Below are 21,854 nucleotides of genomic sequence, written 5' to 3' on the forward strand. Positions count from 1 at the left end.
TTCAGCCCTTCGCCAGAAGACCGCGGCGGCGGAGCACCGCGCGCTCCAGCGGGCTGAAGATCAGCAGGTCGATGGCGATGCCGACGAGCAGGATCAGGATGATCGCCAGGAAGATCCCGGCCATGTCGATGTTGTTGCGGCCGTTCTCCAGGAGCTGGCCGAGGCCGAGGCCCAGGTCCGGCGAGGACGCGATGATCTCCGCGGCCATCAGGGAACGCCAGGAGAACGCCCAGCCCTGCTTGAGGCCGGCCAGGTAGCCGGGGAGCGCGGCCGGCATCACGATGTACCAGGCGCCCTTGACGCCCGTGGCGCCGAGCGTCTGGCCGGCCCGCAGGAAGAGCGGCGGGACCTGGTCGACGCCGGCGACGAGGCCGTTGGCGATCGAGGGGACGGCGCCGAGCAGGATCACCGCGTACATCATGCTGTCGTTGAGGCCGAGCCACAGGACGGCGGGCGCCACCCAGGCCACCGAGGGCAGCGACTGGAGCCCCGCGAGGATCGGGCCGATCGCCGCACGCACGAACTTCACGCGGGAGACGAGCAGGCCGAGCGGCGTGCCGATGACGAGCGCCAGGAGGAAGCCGAGCAGGGCCCGGGACATGCTGGTCCACAGGACGCTGAGGAGCGTGCCCTCCAGCCACATCGTGGTCAGGCTGTCCCACACCGCGGACGGGGCGGGCAGCTTGAACTCGTCGGTGACCTTGAAGGACACCAGGAGCTGCCACACCACGAGGACGAGGGCGACGGCGACGACCGGCGGGAACACCTTCTTGACCAGCACCTCGCGGACCGGGGTCCGCCGGATCTGCACACTGTCGAGGGCGTCCAGACCGGCTTCGAGCCCGGCGAGGTCGTCGGTCTTCGGCGACTTCGGGGTGGTGTCAGTGCTGGCCATGGCGGCGGATCTCCCCACGCAGGTGCTCGGTGATCTCGAGGGACAGCTCCGCGACGTCGGAGTCCTCGATGCGGCGCGGCTGCGGAATGTCGATGGTCCACTCGTGCGCGATCCGGCCGGGCCGGGACGAGAGGAGGACGACGCGCTCGGCCAGCCGCACGGCCTCGCGCACGTTGTGGGTGACGAAGAGCACCGACAGCTTCGTCTCCCGCCAGATCCGGGTGAGCTCGTCGTGCAGCACGTCCCGGGTGATGGCGTCGAGCGCGGCGAACGGCTCGTCCATCAGGAGCAGATCGCTGTCCTGGGCGAGCGCGCGGGCCAGCGCGACCCGCTGTCGCATGCCGCCGGACAGCTCGTGGACCCGCTTGCCGTACGAGCCGCCGAGCCGGACGAGGTCGAGCAGCCGCTCGGCCTCGTCGCGGCGCTCGGTCTTGGGGACCCCGCGCAGCCGCAGGGCCAGTTCGATGTTCTTGCCCGCGGTGAGCCACGGGAAGAGGGCGTGCTCCTGGAACATCAGGGCCGGCCGGCCGCCGGGGGTCTCGATGGACCCCGCGGACGGCCGGTCGAGCCCGGCGACCAGGTTGAGCAGCGTGGACTTGCCGCAGCCCGAGGCGCCCAGGAGGGTGACGAACTCGCCCGGGGCGACATCGAGCGAGATGTCGTCGAGGACGAGCTGCCCGCCGGCGGGTCCGCCGAAGGACTTGGAGACGTGCTCGATGCGTGCGGCATGGGTCACCGCCGCACGGTCCTCGGCCTTGGCGAGCGTCGCGGTCGTGGCCATGGTCGTCACCTCCTGGGGATGGGCTGCGGGCTGTTACTTCGCGCCGAGACCGGCGTCGGAGACCTCGGGCTGACCCGCTGCCTTCAGGACCTTGTTGAGCGGCTTCAGGTCGTAGATGCCGGACAGTTCGGGCTTCTCCAGGAGACCGGCCTTCACCGCGTGGTCGGCCTGGGCCTGGAGCGTGGCCGCCAGCGGGTCATTGGTGAACTGGATGGACGGCCAGGCCGCGTCGATCACCTTGGCGCCGAGCGCCTTGCCCGAGAGCGCCTTCAGCTTGGCGTTGGCCGAGGCCTTCGCCTTGTCCGGGTTGGCGTTGATCCACTCGTTGGTCTTCACCGAGCCGCGCAGGAACGCCTCGACGACGTCCGGGTGCTCCTTGAGGAACTTCTGCGACACGATGATGTTCGTGATGACGAACTTCTTGTCCGGCCACAGGTCGGACTCGTCGAGCAGCACCTTCGCCCCGTCGGCGACCAGCTTCGACGCGGTCGGCTCGGGCACCCAGGCGCCGTCGACGGCGCCGGAGGCGTAGGCGTTCGGGGTGACCTTGTTGTCCGTGCGGACCACGGAGACGTCGCCCTTGCCGCTCTGGGCGTCGACCTTCCAGCCCTTCTCGGAGATCCAGTTGAGGAAGGCCACGTCCTGCGTGTTGCCGAGCTGCGGCGTGGCGATCTTCTTGCCCTTGACGTCGTCCAGGGTCTTGATCTTCGCCGGGTTCACCACGAGCTTCACGCCACCGGAGGCGGCGCCGCCCACGATCCGCAGGTTGGTGCCCTTGGTCTTGACGTAGCCGTTGATGGACGGCGAGGGGCCGATGAAGCCGATGTCGATCGAGCCGGCGTTGAGCGCCTCGATCTCGGACGGGCCGGCGTTGAAGGTGGTGGGCACCAACTGGGTGCCGCCCAGCTCCTTCTGGAGGATGCCCTCCTGGTCGCCGACGAGCGCGGTGGCGTGCGTGAGATTGGGGAAGTACCCGAGCCGTACGGTGTCGGCGGAGAGCTTCTCGCCCTCGGCGGCCACCTTCTTCTCGTCGTTCTTGGCCTCGGAGCCGTAGCCGCAGGAGGCGAGCGCGCCGATCAGCAGCGGCAGGGCGGCAGCGGCGGCCAGGCCGCGGCGCAGGGTGTTACGGGTGGTGGCAGGCACGGGTGGTGTTCCCCTCGGTTCAACTTCTCAGCGAAGTCTGCGTTTATGTCGTTCGGGGTGGAGCGGGTGGAGCCGTGTCGCACCGCTCACGCGGTGCATCGAGGTCAGCACGCACATCGCGCGACACCTCCCCGGCCCGCGCCGAGGGCGCCGGAGCCCACCCGGCCGCCCTCCTTCGCGAAGGTGGCCCAGAAGTCCTGACCCGTCATCAGAAGTCCCACCCTTCTTCTTCGTCCACCGCGACGACGGCCTTGGTCGTGGCGAAGGACTCGCCCGCCATGCCCGCCGCGAGGGTGGTGCCGTCCGCGGGGTCGATCAGCAGGAACGACCCGGTACGGCGGGAGTCGACGTACGCGTCGAGCGCGAGCGGCTCGGCGGTGCGGACCACGACCCGGCCGATGTCGTTGGCGACCAGCTGCCCGGGGTTCGGGTGCTGGGAGAGGTCGTCCAGGGTCAGCCGCGAGGGGATGTCCTTGACGATCGCCTTGACCGTGCGCGTGGTGTGCTTGAGCAGGACCCGCTGGCCGACGGCGAGCGGCTGGTCCGCCACGTGGCAGACGGTCGCCTCGATGTCCTGCGTGGTCGCCGGGGCGTCACCGCTCGGGGCGAGCAGGTCGCCGCGCGAGATGTCGATGTCGTCGGCGAGCCGGATCGTCACCGACTGCGGGGCCCAGGCGATGTCCACGGACTCGCCCAGCGCGTCGATCCCGGTGATCGTGGACTTCTTCCCCGACGGCAGGACGGTGATCTCCTCGCCGACGCGGAAGGCGCCGGCCGCGATCTGACCGGCGTAGCCCCGGTAGTCGGGGTGCTCGGCGGTCTGCGGGCGGATCACGTACTGCACCGGGAAGCGGGCGTGGCAGGCCGTCAGGTCGTGGCTGACCGGGACGGTCTCCAGGTGCTCCAGGACCGTCGGGCCGCCGTACCAGTCCATGTTCGCGGACGGCTCCACGACGTTGTCGCCGGCGAGCGCCGAGATCGGGATCGCGGTGATCTCCGGGACGCCGAGCTCGGAGGCGTACGTCGTGAACTCCTCGGCGATCGCGGCGAAGACGGGCTCCTGGTAGTCGACCAGGTCCATCTTGTTCACGGCGAGGACCACGTGCGGGACGCGCAGGAGCGCGGCGACGGCGGCGTGCCGGCGGGTCTGCTCGACGACGCCGTTGCGGGCGTCGACCAGGACCACGGCCAGCTCGGCGGTGGAGGCGCCGGTGACCATGTTCCGGGTGTACTGCACGTGCCCGGGGGTGTCGGCGAGGATGAAGCGGCGGCGGGGCGTCGCGAAGTAGCGGTAGGCCACGTCGATCGTGATGCCCTGCTCGCGCTCGGCCCGCAGACCGTCGGTGAGGAGCGCCAGGTCGGGCGCCTCCTGGCCGCGGGAGCGCGAGGCGTGCTCCACGGCCTCCAGCTGGTCGGCGAGGACCGACTTGGAGTCGTGGAGGAGCCGGCCCACCAGCGTGGACTTGCCGTCGTCGACGGAGCCGGCGGTGGCGAAGCGCAGCAGGGTGGTGGCCGCCAGCTGCTCGGACAGCTGCTCGGTGGACGTGCTCATTAGAAGTACCCTTCGCGCTTGCGGTCTTCCATCGCGGCCTCGGACATCTTGTCGTCGGCGCGGGTCGCGCCCCGCTCGGTGAGCCGGGAGGCGGCGATCTCGGCGATGACGGCGTCCAGCGTGGTGGCGTCGGAGTCGACGGCGCCGGTGCAGGACATGTCGCCGACGGTGCGGTAGCGGATCAGCCGCGTCTCGACCGTCTCGGACTCCTTGGGGCCGCCCCACTCGCCGGCCGTCAGCCACATGCCGCTGCGGGCGAACACCTCGCGCTCGTGGGCGAAGTAGATCTCGGGGAGCTCGATCTTCTCCCGCTGGATGTACTGCCAGACGTCCAGCTCGGTCCAGTTGGACAGCGGGAAGACCCGGACGTGCTCGCCGGGGGCGTGCCGGCCGTTGTAGAGCTGCCACAGCTCGGGGCGCTGGCGGCGCGGGTCCCACTGCGAGAACTCGTCGCGCAGCGAGAACACCCGCTCCTTGGCGCGGGCCTTCTCCTCGTCGCGGCGGCCGCCGCCGAAGACGGCGTCGAAGCGGTGCTGCTGGATCGCCTCGGTCAGCGGGACGGTCTGCAGCGGGTTGCGGGTGCCGTCCGGGCGCTCGCGGAGCTTGCCGGCGTCGATGTACTCCTGCACGGAGGCGACGTGCAGCCGCAGTCCGTGCTGGGCGACGACGCGGTCGCGGTACTCGATGACCTCGGGGAAGTTGTGCCCGGTGTCGACGTGCAGCAGCGTGAAGGGGACCGGCGCGGGGGCGAAGGCCTTCAGCGCCAGGTGCAGCATGACGATGGAGTCCTTGCCGCCGGAGAAGAGGATCACCGGCCGCTCGAACTCGCCCGCCACCTCACGGAAGATGTGGACGGCCTCGGACTCCAGCGAGTCGAGGTGCGACAGCGCGAACGGACTGTCCGTGGTGTCGTGAGCATGGGCGACGGTCGTCATGCGAGACCCCTCTCGGTGAGCAGCGCGTGGAGCGACGCTGCCGACTCCTGCACGGTCTGGGTGTGGGACTCGATCCGCAGATCGGGGTTGCGCGGCTCGTCGTACGGGTCGTCGACGCCGGTGAGCCCGCTGATCTCGCCCGCGGCCTGCTTGGCGTACAGCCCCTTCACGTCGCGCACGGAGCACACGTCCACCGGAGTGGCGACGTGCACCTCGACGTACGGGGTGCCCTCGGAGGCGTGGCGCTTGCGGACCGCCTCGCGGCTGTCCTCGTACGGTGCGATGACGGGGACGAGTACCTTCACGCCGTTGGAGGCGAGCAGCTCGGCGACGAAGCCGATGCGCTGCACGTTGGTGTGCCGGTCCTCGCGGGTGAAGCCGAGGCCCGCGGAGAGGAACTCGCGGATCTCGTCGCCGTCGAGCACCTCGACGCGGTGGCCCTCCCCGCGCAGCCGGCCGGCCAGCTCGTACGCGATGGTCGTCTTGCCGGCGCTCGGCAGACCGGTGAGCCAGATGGTGGCACCCGTCACGTGCTTCTCCTGATTTTCCTGAGTGTCCGTCATCCGTGCAGCCCGCATTCGGTCTTGGCGCGGCCCGCCCAGCGTCCGGCGCGGGCGTCCTCGCCCGCCTCGACGCGGCGGGTGCAGGGGGCGCAGCCGACGGAGGCGTAGCCGTCCATCAGGAGCGGGTTGGTGAGGACACCGTGCTCCGTGACGTAGGCGTCGACGTCGTCCTGGGTCCAGCGGGCGATGGGGGAGACCTTGACCTTCCGCCGCTTCTCGTCCCAGCCGACGACCGGGGTGTTCGCCCGGGTCGGGGACTCGTCGCGGCGCAGGCCGGTGGCCCACGCGCCGTAGGCGGTGAGGCCCTCCTCCAGCGGCTTGACCTTGCGCAGCGCGCAGCACAGGTCGGGGTCGCGGTCGTGCAGCCTCTGGCCGTACTCGGCGTCCTGCTCGGCCACGGTCTGACGCGGGGTCAGGGTGATGACGTTGACGTCCATGACGGCGTCCACGGCGTCGCGGGTGCCGATGGTCTCCTCGAAGTGGTAGCCCGTGTCGAGGAAGACGACGTCCACGCCGGGGCGGACCCGGGAGGCGAGGTGGGCGACCACCGCGTCCTCCATGGAGGAGGTGACGCAGAAGCGGTCGCCGAAGGTGTCCACGGCCCAGCGGAGGATCTCCAGCGCGGAGGCGTCCTCCAGATCACGGCCGGCCTGCTCGGCGAGTGCCTTGAGGTCGGCCGCGGTGGCATCCTGAGTGATCGTCATATCTCTTCCCTTCCAGGGGTGTTGCTCGAAGTCGCCGGGGCGAGGAGCCCCAGGAACTTCAGCTGGAAGGCTCGACTGCACGCGGCGCATTCCCAGGCGCCGTGACCCTGCTCGTTCGGACGCAGGTCCTCGTCCCCGCAGTAGGGGCAGTGGAACGGTGCGGCTCGCTCGCTCATGACAGCGCCTCCTCGGAGGCGCGGGCCGCCCAGGTCGCGAAGCGCTCGCCGGTCTCGCGCTCCGCCTGGAAGCGCTTGAGGACCCGCTCCACGTAGTCCGGGAGCTCGGCCGCCGTGACCTTGAGGCCGCGGACCTTGCGGCCGAAGCCGGCCTCCAGGCCGAGCGCGCCGCCCAGGTGGACCTGGTAGCCCTCGACGCGGTTGCCGTCGTCGTCCAGGACCAGCTGGCCCTTGAGGCCGATGTCCGCGACCTGGATGCGGGCGCAGGCGTTCGGGCAGCCGTTGATGTTGATCGTCAGCGGCTCCTCGAACTCGGGGAGGCGGCGCTCCAGCTCGTCGATGAGCGAGGAGCCGCGGCCCTTCGTCTCGACGATCGCGAGCTTGCAGAACTCGATGCCGGTGCAGGCCATCGTGCCGCGCCGGAACGGGGTGGGGGTCACCCGCAGGTCGAGCGCCTCCAGGGCGGCGACCGCCGAGTCGACCTGGTCCTGCTCGATGTCCAGCAGAAGCATCTTCTGGTCCGCCGTGGTCCGCACCCGGCCGGAGCCGTGCCGCTCGGCCAGGTCGGCGATCTTGGTCAGGGTGGCGCCGTCGACCCGGCCCACGCGCGGGGCGAAGCCGATGTAGAAGCGGCCGTCCTGCTGCTCGTGCACGCCCATGTGGTCGCGCCACTGGCCGGCGGGCTGCTCGGGGGCGGGGCCGTCCGTCAGCTTCCGCTGCAGGTACTCGTCCTCCAGGACCTGGCGGAACTTCTCCGGCCCCCAGTCGGCGACGAGGAACTTCAGGCGGGCGCGGTTGCGCAGCCGGCGGTAGCCGTAGTCGCGGAAGATCGAGATGACGCCCTCGTAGACGTCGGGGACCTCGTCGAGGGAGACCCAGGTGCCGAGGCGGACGCCGAGCTTCGGGTTGGTGGACAGACCGCCGCCGACCCAGACGTCGAAGCCGGGGCCGTGCTCCGGGTGCTCCACGCCGACGAAGGCGATGTCGTTGATCTCGTGCGCCACGTCGAGCTGCGGCGAGCCGGAGACAGCGGACTTGAACTTGCGGGGCAGGTTGGAGAAGTCCTTGTTGCCGACGATCCGCCGGTAGATCTCCTCGATGGCGGGCGTGCCGTCGATGATCTCGTCGGCGGCGATGCCGGCCACGGGGGAGCCGAGGATGACACGCGGGGTGTCGCCGCAGGCCTCGGTGGTCGACAGGCCGACCGCCTCCAGGCGGTTCCAGATCTCGGGGACGTCCTCGATGCGGATCCAGTGGTACTGGACGTTCTGCCGGTCAGTGATGTCGGCGGTGCCGCGGGCGAACTCCTCGGAGATCTCACCGATCACCCGGAGCTGCTCGGTGGTCAGCCGGCCGCCGTCGATGCGGACCCGGAGCATGAAGAACTCGTCGTCCAGCTCCTCCGGCTCCAGGACGCCCGTCTTGGTGCCGTCCAGACCCTGCTTGCGCTGGGTGTAGAGGCCCCACCAGCGCATGCGTCCACGCAGGTCGTTGGGGTCGATGGAGTCGAAGCCGCGCTTCGAGTAGACCGTCTCAATACGTGTCCGTACATTGAGACCGTCGTCGTCCTTCTTGAACTGCTCATTGCCGTTCAGGGGGGTGAAGTGCCCCACGGCCCACTGACCCTCGCCACGGTGGCGCCCGGCCTTGCGGCGGGCGGCGGCGGGAGTGGGGTTTTCCGGGGTGGCGGCCATGGCGTTTTGTCCTTCGGGACTGCGAGAGGGCGGCTCTGACCTGCACACTCGCGCTCAGGTCAGAGGGTGGCGCGTCAGTGCGCAGCAGGGTGGGGCAGAGTCGGGCTATGCGGAGATCGCGGCGGTGCTGGTTCTCTCAGCGCGCCGAACAGATGGCGCTGGACATGCGGCCGAGGTCGACGTGCCGCCGACTCACCAAGGCAATTCCAGTTCCAGACATGACGGAAGCGTGTCACGGGACTTTGGACCCAGTCCAGCATCGTCCAGGATTTGGACATAGTCGTCTCGCAGGTCGAGACGGTGTGGTCTGGGTCACGCGAAAGGGGCCCTGAACAGGGCCCCTTCATGCGCATCGGTGCGGCGGTGCGGCGGTGCGGCGGTGCGGCGGTGCATCGGTGCGGCGGTGCGGCGGTGCGGCCGTGTCGGTACGGCGTGGCTCAGGCGTACGCGCCGGGCCAGGGGCCGGGGGTCTCCGCCTCCTCGGTCTCCTCGACCTTGGTGTCGAAGAGCCGGAAGCCCCGCCGCTCGTAGTTGGCCATCGCGTGCGGTCCGTCGAGCGAGCAGGTGTGCAGCCAGACGCGCCGCGTCGCCTCCCGCTCCGGCCAGCGCTCGGCCAGGTCCCAGGCTCGCGCCACCCCGAAGGAGAGGAGGTGCCCGCCTATCCGGCGGCCCCGGAAGGCCGGGATCAGGCCGAAGTAGACGATCTCCACCGCACCGTCGTCCTGGGGGTCCAGCTCCACGTACCCGGCCGGCGTCCCCTTGTCGTACGCCACCCAGATCTCGGCGCCCGGCTTCTCCACGATCTCCTGCCACTGCTTGTACGTCAGCTGCAGCCGGTCGGTCCAGAGGATGTCGCCACCGACCGCCGTGTAGAGGAAGCGGCTGAACTCCGCCGAGGGCACCTCGGCGCGCCGGATCGCCACGTCGTCGCCCTGCGGCGGGGTGGCGGGGCGGAGGTCGGAGGGCGAGGTCTGCTCGAGGGACCAGGTGGTGAGAGTGATGCTCATGGGGTCATCGCATCATGCGGAGCGCCGGATTCCCAGGGGGGTCCGCAGCGGGCGGCCCTCCCGGGAGACCCGTGTCCACATGCTGGACGCCCTCTAGACGCCTGTCCCGGCCCGGACAGCCGGGGCCGTCGAGTGGGGGAGCAGGTCCGCCGGACGCTCCGGGCGCAGGACCTCCACCGCGACCTCCTCCCGGAAGCGGTACGGGCGGTGCGCCAGGACCCCCGCCAGGTTCCGCCGCACCCGGGACATCTCCGCCCGCACGGTGACCGTCCGCGTACGGTCCCCGAACACGTCGTCCGCCAGCTCCGCCGCCGTCCGCCCGTCCCGGTGCAGCGCCAGTACATAGAGGAGCTCCGCGTGCCGGGGGCTGAGCTCCTGCTGCCAGCTGCCCGCCACCCCCGAGACGGCCACCGTCCAGCGGCGCGGCCGGCTCAGGTCGAGCACCACCCGGCTCGCCGCCCCCGCGTCCGGCTCCTCGGGCACGGTCTCCTCCTCGACCCGCAGCAGCCAGCCGCCCGGCAGCGGCTCCACCGCGCACACCCCGAGCGAGGGCAGCCAGACCCGGCCGGCCCGGAACGACTTCGGCAGCGCGATCCGGTCCACCGGCGCGAGTCCGGTCACCGCCGCCGTCCAGCCGTGCGGGTCCACCGCGACGGCCCGGCCGCCCACCCGGCACAGGATCGGCGCGGCCACCGCCCGCAGCCGCTCGATCGACCCGCGGTGCCGCTCCCGCATCTCCGCCTCGGCGAGCTGCGCCACCGAGCCGACCAGGGCCAGCATCGCCGGATGGAAGCTGGACGCGGGACCGCTCACGTCCAGGATCCCCAGGAGCCGCTGGTCGCGCGGATCGTGCACGGGCGCGGCGGCGCAGGTCCAGTTGTGCAGCGCCTGCACGTAGTGCTCGGCGGAGTGCACCTGCACCGCCCGGCCCATCGCGAGGGCCGTGCCGACCGCGTTCGTCCCGGTGGCGTGTTCGGCCCAGGCCGCGCCCTCCTCCAGACAGATGCCGTTCGCCCGCCGCAGCACCCCGCGATGACCCTGGCGCCACAGCACCCGGCCCTGTTCGTCGGTGACCACCATGATCTGGAGGGAGGCGTCGGCGATGCCGGCGAGCCCGCCGCTCAGCGTCTGCATCACCTCGGAGAGGAGCGTGGTCCTGCGCCGCTCCTCCAGCTCGTCGCGCTGGAGCAGCACCGTGCTCGTGCCCTGGTCCGGGTCGAGGCCGAGCCGGGCCATGCGCTGCCAGGACGCGTCGATCACCGGGCGGGGCGCGATCGGCGGCCTCCGGCCCGCCAGGGTCTCCTCGCGCACCCGGTGCAGCAGCCGGGTGGCCTGGGCGGCGTCCATGGTGGCGAGCCGCTTCATGTCGAGCTGCGTGTTCTTCATCGGTCTCTCCCAGCCACCCGGGGTGCTGTATCGGTTCTGCACAGGGCAGATGTCCGGAGTGTCGGTGCCCATCGTGCCGTCCGGGACCGCCCGGCGAGGCCCGGTTCGGGTAATCCTGCAACCCTTTGCAACTCTGGCGATGGTCCGGCCCCCTGGGCGAAGGTGGTCGAAGCGGTGGGTGGTGCCGTGTCGGCGCAGCACCACCCCCGCTTTTCCGCGCGTGCCGGCCTGATGCGGCACGACACCCCCTCAGGTCCACCCCTGGTACGCGCGGCTCAGCACTTGACCGTTGACACCACGATCCGCGCGGCACAGCACGTGGCCGTTCACGCCCGGTCCGCGCTGCACAGCACTTCCGTACGCCCCCTCAGATCACCACCCGCGCCCGCTCCACCAGGGCCCGGAGGTCCAGCGTGTGCGGGAGCGTCCCGAACGCCGCGCCGCCGTCCCCGCCGAGCCGCGCCGCGCAGAACGCGTCGGCCACCTCCGGCGGAGCCCAGCGCACCAGCAGCGAGCCCTGGAGCACCAGCGCCAGCCGTTCCGTCAGCCGCCGCGCCCGCGCCTCGATCCCCTCCAGGTCCGCCAGTTCGACGAGCAGGCCCCGGATCGCCCGGTCGAGCCGGTGGTCGGCGCCCCGCGCCGCCCCGACCTCCCGGAGCAGCGCGTCCAGGGCGGCGGGCTCGGTCCGCAGCGCCCGCACCACGTCGAGCGCCTGCACGTTCCCCGAGCCCTCCCAGACCGAGTTGAGCGGCGACTCCCGCAGCAGCCGGGGCATCCCCGACTCCTCCACGTACCCGTTGCCGCCCAGGCATTCGAGCGCCTCCGCCACCAAGGGCGTACACCGCTTCGTCACCCAGTACTTCGCCGCCGGCACGGCGATGCGGAGCAGGGCCAGCTCGGCCGGGGTCCCGGAGTCGTACGCGGCGGCCAGCCGCAGTCCCAGGACCGTCGCCGCCTCCGATTCCAGGGCGAGATCGGCGAGCACGTTCCGCATCAGGGGCTTCTCGACGAGCGGTCCGCCGAAGGCCGAGCGGTACGAGGCGTGGTGCACGGCCTGCGCCACCGCCTGCCGCATCAGCGCCGCCGAGCCGAGCACGCAGTCGAGCCGGGTCGCCGCCACCATCCCCATGATCGTCCGGATCCCGCGCCCCTCCTCGCCGACGCGGTGCGCCCAGGTCGTCCCGTCGAACTCCACCTCGGCCGAGGCGTTCGACCGGTTGCCCAGCTTGTCCTTCAGCCGCTGGATCGCGAAGGCGTTGCGCGAGCCGTCCGCGAGCACCCGGGGCACCAGGAAGCACGTGAGCCCCGCCGGGGCCTGCGCGAGGACCAGGAACCCGTCCGACATCGGCGCCGAGCAGAACCACTTGTGCCCCGTCAGGACGTACGCGCCGTCGGCCGCGAGGGGCCGGGCCTCCGTCGTGTTCGACCGGACGTCGCTGCCGCCCTGCTTCTCCGTCATCGCCATGCCGAGCAGCACGCCGGGCTTCTCCGCGACCGGACGCAGCCCCCGCTCGTACACGTGGGAGAGGGCCGCCGGTTCCCAGACCGCCGCGAGCTCCGGCTCGGCCCGCAGCGCCGGCACCGCCGCGTGCGTCATCGACAGCGGACAGCCGTGCCCCGCCTCCGCCTGCGACGCCACCAGGAACCCGGCGGCCCGTCGCACATGACCACCCGGACGGCCCCACGCGTGCGTCAGTCCGGCCGACACGGACCGCCCCAGGAGCCGGTGCCAGGCCGGATGGAACTCGACCTCGTCGATCCGGTGGCCGTACCGGTCGTGGGTCCGCAGCCGGGGCGGATGCTCGTTCGCCTGCTCACCCCACTCCCGTACCTGCGCCGATCCGGTCGCCCGGCCGAGCAGGCTCAGCTCCTCGCGGACCTCCTCCAGGAGCTCCGGCGCGAGGTGCCGCCCGACCGCCTCCGCGAGCGCCAGGTCGCTCGTGAAGACGTCGTATCCCGTCAGGGGCGGAGCCTGGTTGGTCACGGTGTGGGTGCTCGCTGCCATGCCGATACGGTAAGCAGGTGCAGGCAGCAAGAGAAACACCCGAACGGCCCGAGCGGCGGCCCTGGAGCAGGCTCCACCGCGCGCGCGTCCTCTACCGCAACGTCTCGAAGCGGAAGATGGCCTGGCTGCTCCTCAAGGACACCGTCAACTCGTGCATCGAGTACCGGATCCTCGGCCTCGCCGCCGAGGCCGCGTTCTTCACCCTGCTGTCCCTGCCGCCGCTCCTCCTCGGCCTGATCGCCGTCCTCGGCTACGCCGACGACTGGACCAACACCGACACCGTCGCCAGCATCCGGGAGAACATCCTCCACGCGGCCGGCACGGTCCTCTCCGACCGGGGCGTCCACCAGATCGCCGAGCCCCTCCTCGACGACATCACCCAGGGCAAACGGCCCGAGCTGATCTCCCTCGGCTTCGCCATCGCCCTCTGGTCGGGCTCGCGCGCGGTGAACGTCTTCATCGACACCATCACGGTCATGTACGGACTCGACGGGCGCCGAGGCATCGTCAAGACCCGGCTCCTCGCGCTGCTCCTCTACATCGTGGCGCTGCTCATCGGAGCCGTCGTCCTGCCCCTGGCCGTCGTCGGCCCCGACCGGGTCGTCGAGCTCGTCCCCTGGGGCACCGAGGTCGTCGCCGTCCTCTACTGGCCGGCCGTCATCCTGCTGTCCATCGCCTTCCTCACCACGCTCTACCACGTGTCCGTGCCGGTCAGATCGCCCTGGATCGAGGACATCCCCGGCGCCCTCGTCGCGCTCGGCATGTGGGTCCTCGGCAGCTTCCTGCTGCGCGTCTACCTGACCAGCCAGGTCGAGGGCCCGACCATCTACGGCTCCCTCGCCGCCCCCATCGCCGTCCTCCTCTGGATCGGCATCTCGGCCTTCGCGGTCCTCGTCGGGGCCGCCGTGAACGCCGCCATCGACCGCGTCTGGCCCTCCGTCGCCACGGCCGCCGCCCGCGAGGCCAACGAGCGGGCCCGCGCCGTCCAGGCCGCCGAACTCGTGGCCCGCGTGCGGGCCGAGGCGGATGACGTCGACGAGGACGACCCGGACATGCCCTCCGAGTTCCCCGAGCGCTGGTCGAAGTTCCTGCCCCCGGACGACGTGAAGTCCCGCCTCCACTCGGGCTGGGAGAAGGACTGACCCTCCTTCGCAGCCTTACGCTCGAAGGATGTACGAGGAGCGCCCCGCCCTGCTCGACGGAGCCGTGCTGTGGACCCGGACCGCCGCAGGCCCGGCGGCGGAGCGGCCCGTCCTGCCCGACGGCTGCATGGACCTGATCTGGGCCGACGGGAGCCTCCTCGTCGCCGGACCCGACACACGCGCGTACGTACCGGGCGAGTTCGCCGCGCGTTACGCGGGCGTCCGCTTCGCCCCCGGTGACGCCCCCGGCCTCCTCGGCGTCCCCGCCCGCGAACTCCGCGACCGGCGGGTCGCCCTCGGTGCGCTGTGGGGCGAGGCGGAGGCGCGGCGGCTCGGCGAACGGATCACCGAGGCCCCCGACCCGGCCGCCGCCCTGGAGGAGCTCGTCCTGCGCCGGGCCGCCCGGGCCCCCGGACCCGATCCGCTGCTCCGGGCCGTCGTGGCGCGCCTCGCGGCCGGCCGGCCGGTCGCCGAGACGGCCGAGGCGGTCGGGCTCGGCGCCCGGCAGCTCCACCGGCGCTCCCTGGACGCCTTCGGCTACGGCCCCAAGACCCTCGCCCGCGTCCTGCGCCTCCAGCGCGCGCTCGCCCTGGTCCGCGCCGGAGTGCCGTTCGCCGAGGCCGCCCTGCGCGCGGGCTGCGCCGACCAGGCCCACCTCGCCCGCGAGACCCGTGCCCTGGCCGGCACGACCCTCGGCGCCTACGCGCTCTCGGTGGGCGCGTCGGCGAAGAGCGAGACCCCGCTGCCGTCCGGGTCCAGGACCACCGCGTAACGCTGCCCCCAGAACGCGTCCCAGGGCTTCAGATGCCCGCGGTGTCCGGCGGCGACCAGCTCCTCGTACACCGCGTCCACGTCCGCCGGCGAACCGCACCGGAAGGCGAGCTCGACCCGGTTGCCGCCCGCGGGCCGCGTCCAGCCGGGATCGAAGGAACGGACGACGTCCTCCGTGTCCCAGGCGATCCGCAGCCCGCCGGGCAGCGCCGCCTCCACGTGCGGGGCGGACTCGGCCCCGGCCGGCACGTCCAGGCCGAGGCGCCGGTAGAAGGCGAGCGAGGCGGCCATGTCCGAGACGACGAGGCCGACGAGGTCGAAACGAGGAGTGATGCGGGGTGCTGTGTCCATGACGGGACGGTAGGCACGGCGTGCGCGGCCGGTCTTGTACGAATCGGACGCGGGACCCGGCCCCCCGTGGGTCGGCCACGCGGCACCCCGCCGGCCGCACCGTCCGGGATCCGGCCGCGCCCTCCGATCCCCGCGGCACCCCGTCTCCCGCACCCTCCGGCCCTCGGGCTACGGTCGGGCCATGAGCACGCGCGCGTACGGACGGACGTCCTGGCCCTGGGCCGCGGCGGCCGTCCTGCTGTTCTGGCAGACCTGGTACCTCTTCCACGTGTACGCCACCGAGCACTCGCGCGTGCGCTGGGACTGCGACTCCGAGGGCTGCGGCACCAACGACCTCGCGGGCGGGGCGCTCTTCCTCGCGGTGCCCTCGGCGCTCGCCGCCGCCGTGCTCGCCGCCCCCCTCCTCGGCCTCGGCGGTGCCGGTGTCGCCGCGCTCCTCGCCGCCTTCGGGCTCCTCGTGCGCCGCGAGGACGACCACGCGATCGTCGCCGCGTACGCCCTCGCCGCGCTCGGCGTCGTCCTCGTGATGGCCGGAGCGGTGCGGGCCGTACGCCGCCGGCCGACGGCGGAGGAGGACGAGTCCACGCGCCCGCGTGCCCGCCCGGCCGTGCCCGCCCTGCTGCGCCTGCTCGTCGCACCGACCACCCTCTTCGCGGCCGTCCCGGGGACCCTCGCGGCCACCGCACTCGTGCACGGCGCCCTCGACGGGCCGCGCTGGATCATGATGCTCGGCCTCGACGGCACCATCGCCCTGCTCGTCGCACTCGGCTCGGCGCGGCTGCGCCACCGCCCCGGCGTGGCCCACGGACCCGTTCCCGACGAGGGGGCCGCCCACGCGCCCGCCCGGCTGAACGCCCTCACCACCCGCGGGACCGCCTTCGTCTTCGACCTGACCGTACGGCCCGAGCGGGGCGCCCCGTACCGGATCGAGGTAGAGCACCCGCTCGACCTCCAGGACGTACGGGTCCACCGCGCCGCCCTCGTCCGGCACGACCCCCGCCGCCCCTGGCTCGTCGACCTCCCGCAGGACCCGCCCGCCGCCGAACTGGCCCGGGCCCGCGCCGCCGCCCGCACCGAGGACCCGGTCACCGCCCCGCGCCTCTGGTCCCCGCCCCCGGGCACTCCGGTCCTGCTGCTCACCGGAGTGCTCACGACGGCGCTCGTGACCCTGCTCGCCGTGGCCTGAAATAACCCGTGGCGGCCTCGGACCGCTCCGGCTACGGTGGATCACGCACAAGATCGCGCACGGGTGCGATCGCGAAAGACACACAGGAGGTGTGACTGATGGCTGTCGTCACGAAGGGCCTCGCCCACACGCGGATGTTCATCCACACCACCTCCGCGGCCACCGGCTGACCTCACTCTTCCGTCTTTCAGCGCCGGGGCCGCCCTGTGAAGGGTCCCCCTTGTCTTTCCCGCTTTCCCCCGTCTCTTCCTCCTCCCTCGACGCCCACGGCTGGGACTCCGGCTGGGCCGGCGCCTTCGCGCCCTACGCCGCCCAGGGACTCGTCCCGGGGCGGGTCATCCGCGTCGATCGCGGCCAGTGCGACGTCGCCACCGCCGAAGGAGTCATCCGCGCCGACACGGCGTTCGTGACCCCGCACGACCCGCTGCGGGTCGTCTGCACCGGCGACTGGGCCGCCGTCGACCCGGCGGACGCCGGCGACCCCCGTTACGTACGGGCGTGCCTGCCGCGCCGTACGGCCTTCGCGCGCTCCACCTCGTCCAAGCGGTCCGAGGGGCAGATCCTCGCGGCCAACGTCGACCACGCCGTCATCACGGTCTCGCTCGCCGTCGAGCTCGACCTCGGCCGGATCGAACGCTTCCTCGCCCTGGCCTGGGAGTCCGGCGCCCAGCCGACCGTCGTCCTCAGCAAGGCCGACCTCGTGCCCGACCCGGTCGGGCTCTCCTACCTCGTCGAGGACGTGGAGACGGTCGCGCCCGGCGTGCAGGTGGTGCCCGTCAGCTCCGCCACGGGGGAGGGGATCGACGTGCTCGCCGCGACGATCGCGGGCGGCACGACCGTGCTGCTCGGCGTCTCCGGCGCCGGTAAGTCGACCCTGGCCAACGCGCTGGTCGGCGAGGACGTGATGGACGTCCAGGCCGCCCGCGACGTCGACGGCAAGGGCCGCCACACCACGACCACCCGCAACCTCTTCGTGCTGCCCGGCGGGGGAGTCCTCATCGACACCCCCGGACTGCGCGGCGTCGGGCTCTGGGACGCCGAGGCGGGCGTCGGCCAGGTCTTCTCCGAGATCGAGGAGCTGGCCGGGGACTGCCGCTTCCACGACTGCGCCCACGAGTCCGAGCCGGGCTGCGCGGTGGCGGCGGCGATCGAGGACGGCTCGCTGCCCGTGCGCCGCCTGGAGAGCTACCGCAAGCTGATCCGCGAGAACCGGCGGATCGTGGCCAAGACCGACGCCCGGATGCGCTCCGAGATGCTCAAGGAGTGGAAGCGGATGGGCGCGGGCGGTCGCGCCCAGATGGAGTTCAAGCGCGAGGGCCGGCTCCGGTAGCCCCTGCCGGGGGCGAGTGCGCTGTCCGACCCCCGCCGGAGCGCGGTGTCCGAAAACCGCGAGCCGGGGGGTGTCGGGGCCCGCACACTGGAACCCATGGGAGACGACGACACCCGCTACGAGGCGGTCAGCAGCAGGGACGCGCGGTTCGACGGAGAGTTCTTCTTCGGCGTCCGGACCACCGGGATCTACTGCCGGCCCAGCTGCCCCGCCGTCACCCCCAAGCGGCAGAACGTCTCGTTCTACCCGACGGCGGCCGCCGCCCAGGGGCACGGCTTCCGTGCCTGCCGCCGCTGCCGGCCGGACGCCGTCCCCGGCTCGGCCGAGTGGAACGTACGGGCCGATGTCGTCGGGCGTGCGATGCGGATGATCGGCGACGGCGTCGTCGACCGCGAAGGCGTGCCCGGGCTCGCCGGCCGCCTCGGCTACAGCACCCGGCAGGTGCAGCGTCAGCTCACCGCCGAGCTGGGCGCCGGACCCGTCGCGCTCGCCCGCGCCCAGCGGGCGCACACCGCGCGGCTGCTGCTCCAGACCACTGGGCTGCCCGTCACCGAGATCGCCTTCGCGGCCGGATTCGCCAGCGTCCGCCAGTTCAACGAGACGATCCGCGGCGTCTACGCCCGCACCCCCACCGCCCTGCGCGCCGAGGCGGGCAGCGGCGCGGGAGCCCGGACCGCGCTCGCCGCCGGGGTGCCGCTCCGGCTCGCCCACCGGGGCCCGTACGCCGCCGGCGAGGTCTTCGACCTGCTCGCCGCCGAGGCCGTGTCCCACGTGGAGGAGGTCGTCGGCGCGCCCGGCGCCCGCACCTACCGGCGGACGCTCCGCCTCCCGTACGGGACGGGCGTCGTCTCCGTCGACGAGCGCTCCCGCGGGCGCTGGCTGGAGGCCCGGATCCACCTCACCGACCTGCGCGACCTGACCACCGCCGTGCACCGGCTGCGCCGCCTCTTCGACCTCGACGCCGACCCGTACGCGGTCGCCGAGCGCCTCGGGGCCACCCCCGGGCTCGCCGCCGAGGTGGCCGCCAGGCCGGGCGTGCGCTCCCCGGGCACGGCCGAGCCCGAGGAGTTCGCGCTGCGGACGGTCCTCGGCGCCGAGGAGTCCGCCCGGCTCGTCGAGCGGTACGGCACCCCGCTGGCCACCGCCTGCGGAACCCTCACCCATGTCTTCCCCGAGCCCGCCGCCCTCACCGGCCACCCCGTCGCGGGGCCGCTGGCCCGCGCCCTCGCCGACGGAGCCGTACGCCTCGACCCCGGCGCCGACCGCGACGAGGCCGAGCAGGCCCTGCTCGCCGTCCCCGGGGTGACCGCCGAGGCCGCCGCGCTGATCCGGATGCGGGCCCTCGGCGACCCCGACGTACCCCCGGCGGGCACCCCGCAGAGGGAGGAGTGGCGGCCGTGGCGCTCCTACGCGGCGCGCTACCTGGGCGTGGGGCCTTGCGGGCCGTCAGAGGCTTCCGGTCTTTCCGGTCCTTCCGAAGATTCCCGGCCTTCCGAGGTTTCCCGGCCTTCCGAGGCTCACGGGCCTTCGGATGCTTCCGGGCCTTCCGGTTCGTAGTCCTCCAGGCCCCAGCTGTGGATCCGGCGCGGATGGATCCGGATGACCTCCTCGCTGAAGTGCGGGCCGAGCGCGTGCGGGTCCACGAGGAGTTCCGCCTCGCCGCGGATCTCGACGCCCCGCACCCGCCAGGGGCGGACGCTCGCGAGGTCGTCGACGACCAGCGCCACCTTCGGGTTCTGTCGCAGGTTGCGCCACTTCTTCGTCCGGCCCATCGCCATCCCGCCCACCAGGACCGTGCCGTCGTCCTGCGGGAAGAAGCCCACCGGGTTGGCCTGCGGCTGGCCGGACGGGTCGACGGTCGCCATCCGGCCGAGCTTCCGGCCCTCCGTGAGATAAGCGCGCTCGGCCTCGCTGAAACCCTCGAAATCCCTCATACGCCCAGGATCGCGCGGCCGTGACCCCGGCGGATCGGCAGCGGGACGGGTCCCGTCTCCGCCCTCCGTCCTAGGACTTGTGACCGGGCTCAGCCCCAGATGACCGCGCCCGCCCAGGCGCCCACGATCAGCAGACAGGCGAAGAGCTCGACCAGCACGCTCGTGCCGGCCGCCCGCATCACCGTCCGCGTCGCCGCCCTGGCCTGGCCGTGGCCGCCGAGCCGGAGCCGCTCCGAGAGGTAGATCCCGCCGACGAAGCCGGGGATCGCGCCGACCACCGGGACGAGGACGAAGCCCAGGGCGGCGCCCACCCCCGCGTACGTCACCATCCGCCGGGTGATCCCGACGCCCCGGATCCGGCGCGGCGGCAGCTGCCAGACGATCACCTGGGTGAGGAGCAGCAGGCCGGTCGAGGAGGCGAGCAGGATCCAGGCCAGGTCCGTCCGCTCGTGCAGCGCCCACCAGAGCATCGCCGCCCACACCAGCCACGTCCCCGGCACGCCGGGGGCCAGAACCCCGAACAGACCGAGCAGCATCACCGTCGCGATCATCAGGAGCTGCCACACACCCACGCTGCCCAGGGTGCACGATGATGCGGATTCCCGCAGGTCGCGCGGGGCGGACGGGTTACGGGGGAGGGGAGGGGGGCGGTCAGGCCGCCAGGGGCAGGGCGGCGGCCACGAGATTCCGCTCCTTGCGGCTGATCAACGGGAAGATGATCTTCAGGCCGGTCTCGCTGTACGACGAGGAGAGGACGAAGGAGGAGTTCAGGATCCGTTCCTTGATCTCCGAGCGGAACAGGCCGTCCCGCGGGATCGTCATCGTGTGCTCCACGGGCTTCGCGAACACCGGATCGGCCCGGAAGACGAAGAGCCGCCGGTCGGTCATCGCCAGGTACATCGGGACCGGCGTCGGTATCACCGCCATCGCGCCACCGCTGAGGACGGCCGACGCCACGCCGAACGCGGCGGTCCGGCGCACCGAGACGGTGTTCAGGCCGACGACGCACGTCACCTCCACCCGCTCTCCGGGCTCCAGCATCGGGGTGACGGTGGCCAGCAGGGCGCGACGGCGTCGTCCGTTCATGGGGCGGCGGTACTCCTGAGGTGAAGGTGCATGCGGAACCGGCCGCTCACCTTCCCATACGCCCCTGTCTCAGCCGCGGGCGACCCAGCCCTTCTCGTACGCGTGCCACCCCAGCTGCAGCCGGGTCGTCACCCCGGTGAGCTCCATGAGCCCCTTCACCCGCCGCTGCACGGTCCGCAGGCCCAGGTCCAGCTGCTTCGCCACGCTCGCGTCCGTCATCCCGGCGAGCAGCAGCGACAGGATCTCCAGGTCCATCACGTCCGGGCCCGGCGCCTCGTCCTCGGTGATCTGCGCGCCAGCCCCGAGCCGCAGTGGCAGCGCCTCCCGCCACACCGACTCGAAGAGGCCCATCAGCGATTCGAGGAGCCCGCTCGCGTGCACGACGATCGCCGCGGGCTCGGCGCCCCGGCCGGTCAGCGGGACCATGGCCAGGGACCGGTCGGCGACGACCAGCTTCGTGGGGACCCGGTCCGCGATCCGGATCCGCTCCTCGCGGCCGAGCGCCGCCGACAGTTCCAGCAGGCCCGTCGGGAGCGTGAGCACCTCGCGCTCGATCACCACCCGGTAGCGCACCCCCCGCCCGGCGGCCTGCTCCTCCGCGTCGTTCTCCAGGCCGGAGACCGCGATCGGCTTGCCCGTCACCAGGGCGCAGACCTCTTCCTGCGCGCCCAGCTGGAGCTGGAGGAAGCGATGGGTCACCGCGCTGTGGCCGGTCACCACCTCCACCAGGTCGTGAACGGCCCCCTCCGCCGCCTCCGCCCGGTACTCCTCGGCGAGCAGCTTGGCCGCCAGCTCGGCCTGCTCCAGCTCGTGCCGCTGCTGGGTCAGCAGCGCGCCGAGCGCGACCCCGGGCGGGGCCGCGACCCAGCGGCCGGTGCGGGCCGAGGACTGGGCGGCGAGCCCCTGCGACTCCAGGCGGCGCAGCGCCCGCTCGGTGTCCCGCTCGGGCAGGGCGAGCCGGTGGGCGAGGTCGGTGACCTCGGCCGCGCCCAGCGCGACCAGTGCGCGGTACGCGGACTCCTGGCGCTCGTCGAGTCCTATCGCTCCCAGCATGGATGCCCCACCCCTCGCCGTACCCCCGGCGGGCGTCCCGGATCTTCCAGGGACGTTCACCGGAGGCATTCGTTCCGTTGGTGACCTGGCGGGAAACGGCCACGGCGTATTCCCGCCTCTCCCATCATCCCTGTACCGCCCTCACCTCTGCCAATGTGGC

At 72.6% G+C, this 21,854-nt stretch carries 23 protein-coding genes; 5 read left to right on the plus strand and 18 right to left on the minus strand.

The window, feature by feature from the left end; translation table 11 throughout:
• Window position 1 precedes the first annotated feature (1 nt).
• The 13 genes from ACN9M0_RS28725 to ACN9M0_RS28785 form a co-directional block, all read right to left on the minus strand.
• The gene (locus tag ACN9M0_RS28725) at window positions 2-895 is read right to left on the minus strand and encodes an ABC transporter permease (RefSeq protein ID WP_366040288.1); all 894 of its coding nucleotides are present in this window, start codon (window positions 893-895) and stop codon (window positions 2-4) included.
• Window positions 882-1,676 carry an ABC transporter ATP-binding protein gene (locus tag ACN9M0_RS28730; RefSeq protein ID WP_366040289.1) on the minus strand — a complete coding sequence of 265 codons (795 nt, stop codon included), beginning with the start codon at window positions 1,674-1,676 and terminating at the stop codon, window positions 882-884. Before ACN9M0_RS28730 ends, ACN9M0_RS28725 begins: the two co-directional genes overlap by 14 nt.
• Window positions 1,677-1,709: 33 nt before the next feature.
• Window positions 1,710-2,819: an aliphatic sulfonate ABC transporter substrate-binding protein gene (locus tag ACN9M0_RS28735; RefSeq protein ID WP_366040290.1), complete on the minus strand. Its 1,110-nt coding sequence runs from the start codon at window positions 2,817-2,819 to the stop codon at window positions 1,710-1,712.
• A 208-nt stretch (window positions 2,820-3,027) separates the two neighbouring features.
• On the minus strand, window positions 3,028-4,371 hold the full coding sequence (locus ACN9M0_RS28740) for a sulfate adenylyltransferase subunit 1 (RefSeq protein ID WP_366040291.1): 1,344 nt from the start codon (window positions 4,369-4,371) through the stop codon (window positions 3,028-3,030).
• Window positions 4,371-5,306: a sulfate adenylyltransferase subunit CysD gene (gene cysD, locus ACN9M0_RS28745; RefSeq protein WP_366040292.1), complete on the minus strand. Its 936-nt coding sequence runs from the start codon at window positions 5,304-5,306 to the stop codon at window positions 4,371-4,373. Before cysD ends, ACN9M0_RS28740 begins: the two co-directional genes overlap by 1 nt.
• Window positions 5,303-5,884, minus strand: coding sequence for an adenylyl-sulfate kinase (cysC, locus tag ACN9M0_RS28750; RefSeq protein WP_399701332.1), 582 nt, complete (start codon window positions 5,882-5,884; stop codon window positions 5,303-5,305). The genes cysD and cysC overlap by 4 nt, the downstream gene beginning before the upstream one ends.
• Window positions 5,866-6,573, minus strand: coding sequence for a phosphoadenylyl-sulfate reductase (locus ACN9M0_RS28755; RefSeq protein WP_426404432.1), 708 nt, complete (start codon window positions 6,571-6,573; stop codon window positions 5,866-5,868). Before ACN9M0_RS28755 ends, cysC begins: the two co-directional genes overlap by 19 nt.
• On the minus strand, window positions 6,570-6,749 hold the full coding sequence (locus ACN9M0_RS28760) for a hypothetical protein (protein WP_328941972.1): 180 nt from the start codon (window positions 6,747-6,749) through the stop codon (window positions 6,570-6,572). The genes ACN9M0_RS28755 and ACN9M0_RS28760 overlap by 4 nt, the downstream gene beginning before the upstream one ends.
• Window positions 6,746-8,443, minus strand: a complete 1,698-nt coding sequence (locus ACN9M0_RS28765) for a nitrite/sulfite reductase (RefSeq protein WP_366040295.1) — start codon at window positions 8,441-8,443, stop codon at window positions 6,746-6,748. Before ACN9M0_RS28765 ends, ACN9M0_RS28760 begins: the two co-directional genes overlap by 4 nt.
• Before the next feature lie 136 nt (window positions 8,444-8,579).
• Window positions 8,580-8,663 (minus strand): putative leader peptide, encoded by an 84-nt coding sequence (locus ACN9M0_RS28770; RefSeq protein ID WP_351188065.1) that lies wholly within the window; start codon window positions 8,661-8,663, stop codon window positions 8,580-8,582.
• A 217-nt stretch (window positions 8,664-8,880) separates the two neighbouring features.
• Complete coding sequence (locus ACN9M0_RS28775; RefSeq protein WP_399701339.1) at window positions 8,881-9,450, minus strand: GNAT family N-acetyltransferase; 570 nt, start codon at window positions 9,448-9,450, stop codon at window positions 8,881-8,883.
• Window positions 9,451-9,543: 93 nt separating this feature from the next.
• The gene (locus tag ACN9M0_RS28780; RefSeq protein WP_366040297.1) at window positions 9,544-10,836 is read right to left on the minus strand and encodes a helix-turn-helix domain-containing protein; all 1,293 of its coding nucleotides are present in this window, start codon (window positions 10,834-10,836) and stop codon (window positions 9,544-9,546) included.
• Between the two features lie 367 nt (window positions 10,837-11,203).
• Window positions 11,204-12,841: an acyl-CoA dehydrogenase family protein gene (locus ACN9M0_RS28785; protein ID WP_366040298.1), complete on the minus strand. Its 1,638-nt coding sequence runs from the start codon at window positions 12,839-12,841 to the stop codon at window positions 11,204-11,206.
• Window positions 12,842-12,858: 17 nt separating this feature from the next.
• Here ACN9M0_RS28785 and ACN9M0_RS28790 point away from each other — a divergent pair, with 17 nt between their 5' ends.
• Together ACN9M0_RS28790 and ACN9M0_RS28795 are read left to right on the plus strand one after the other, a co-directional pair.
• On the plus strand, window positions 12,859-13,983 hold the full coding sequence (locus ACN9M0_RS28790; protein ID WP_366040299.1) for a YihY/virulence factor BrkB family protein: 1,125 nt from the start codon (window positions 12,859-12,861) through the stop codon (window positions 13,981-13,983).
• A gap of 28 nt (window positions 13,984-14,011) precedes the next feature.
• Window positions 14,012-14,755 carry a helix-turn-helix domain-containing protein gene (locus ACN9M0_RS28795; protein WP_366040300.1) on the plus strand — a complete coding sequence of 248 codons (744 nt, stop codon included), beginning with the start codon at window positions 14,012-14,014 and terminating at the stop codon, window positions 14,753-14,755.
• Here ACN9M0_RS28795 and ACN9M0_RS28800 read toward each other — a convergent pair.
• A complete protein-coding gene (locus ACN9M0_RS28800; RefSeq protein ID WP_366040301.1) occupies window positions 14,683-15,105 on the minus strand; it encodes a VOC family protein in 423 nt (140 codons plus the stop codon). The two genes, ACN9M0_RS28795 and ACN9M0_RS28800, sit on opposite strands and share 73 nt — an antisense overlap.
• A 181-nt stretch (window positions 15,106-15,286) precedes the next feature.
• Between ACN9M0_RS28800 and ACN9M0_RS28805 the strand changes: the two genes are divergently transcribed.
• The 3 genes from ACN9M0_RS28805 to ACN9M0_RS28815 all read left to right on the plus strand — a co-directional run bounded on the left by ACN9M0_RS28805 (window position 15,287) and on the right by ACN9M0_RS28815 (window position 19,178).
• Window positions 15,287-16,291, plus strand: coding sequence for a hypothetical protein (locus tag ACN9M0_RS28805; RefSeq protein WP_366040302.1), 1,005 nt, complete (start codon window positions 15,287-15,289; stop codon window positions 16,289-16,291).
• 220 nt (window positions 16,292-16,511) lie between these two features.
• The gene (gene rsgA / locus ACN9M0_RS28810; RefSeq protein WP_366040303.1) at window positions 16,512-17,621 is read left to right on the plus strand and encodes a ribosome small subunit-dependent GTPase A; all 1,110 of its coding nucleotides are present in this window, start codon (window positions 16,512-16,514) and stop codon (window positions 17,619-17,621) included.
• Window positions 17,622-17,717: 96 nt separating this feature from the next.
• Window positions 17,718-19,178: a DNA-3-methyladenine glycosylase 2 family protein gene (locus ACN9M0_RS28815; RefSeq protein WP_426404433.1), complete on the plus strand. Its 1,461-nt coding sequence runs from the start codon at window positions 17,718-17,720 to the stop codon at window positions 19,176-19,178.
• On the opposite strand, the gene ACN9M0_RS28820 is transcribed toward ACN9M0_RS28815, so the two are convergent.
• The 4 genes from ACN9M0_RS28820 to ACN9M0_RS28835 form a co-directional block, all read right to left on the minus strand.
• A complete protein-coding gene (locus tag ACN9M0_RS28820) occupies window positions 19,139-19,555 on the minus strand; it encodes a PPOX class F420-dependent oxidoreductase (RefSeq protein WP_366040305.1) in 417 nt (138 codons plus the stop codon). The two genes, ACN9M0_RS28815 and ACN9M0_RS28820, sit on opposite strands and share 40 nt — an antisense overlap.
• An 89-nt stretch (window positions 19,556-19,644) precedes the next feature.
• The gene (locus tag ACN9M0_RS28825; RefSeq protein WP_366040306.1) at window positions 19,645-20,127 is read right to left on the minus strand and encodes a DUF456 domain-containing protein; all 483 of its coding nucleotides are present in this window, start codon (window positions 20,125-20,127) and stop codon (window positions 19,645-19,647) included.
• Window positions 20,128-20,206: 79 nt separating this feature from the next.
• Window positions 20,207-20,641, minus strand: a complete 435-nt coding sequence (locus ACN9M0_RS28830; protein ID WP_366040307.1) for a hypothetical protein — start codon at window positions 20,639-20,641, stop codon at window positions 20,207-20,209.
• Between the two features lie 69 nt (window positions 20,642-20,710).
• Window positions 20,711-21,694 (minus strand): helix-turn-helix domain-containing protein, encoded by a 984-nt coding sequence (locus tag ACN9M0_RS28835; RefSeq protein WP_366040308.1) that lies wholly within the window; start codon window positions 21,692-21,694, stop codon window positions 20,711-20,713.
• Window positions 21,695-21,854 lie beyond the last annotated feature (160 nt).

The sequence above is a fragment of the Streptomyces sp. R-07 genome (assembly GCF_049913175.1).
In the GTDB taxonomy this organism is placed as follows: domain Bacteria; phylum Actinomycetota; class Actinomycetes; order Streptomycetales; family Streptomycetaceae; genus Streptomyces.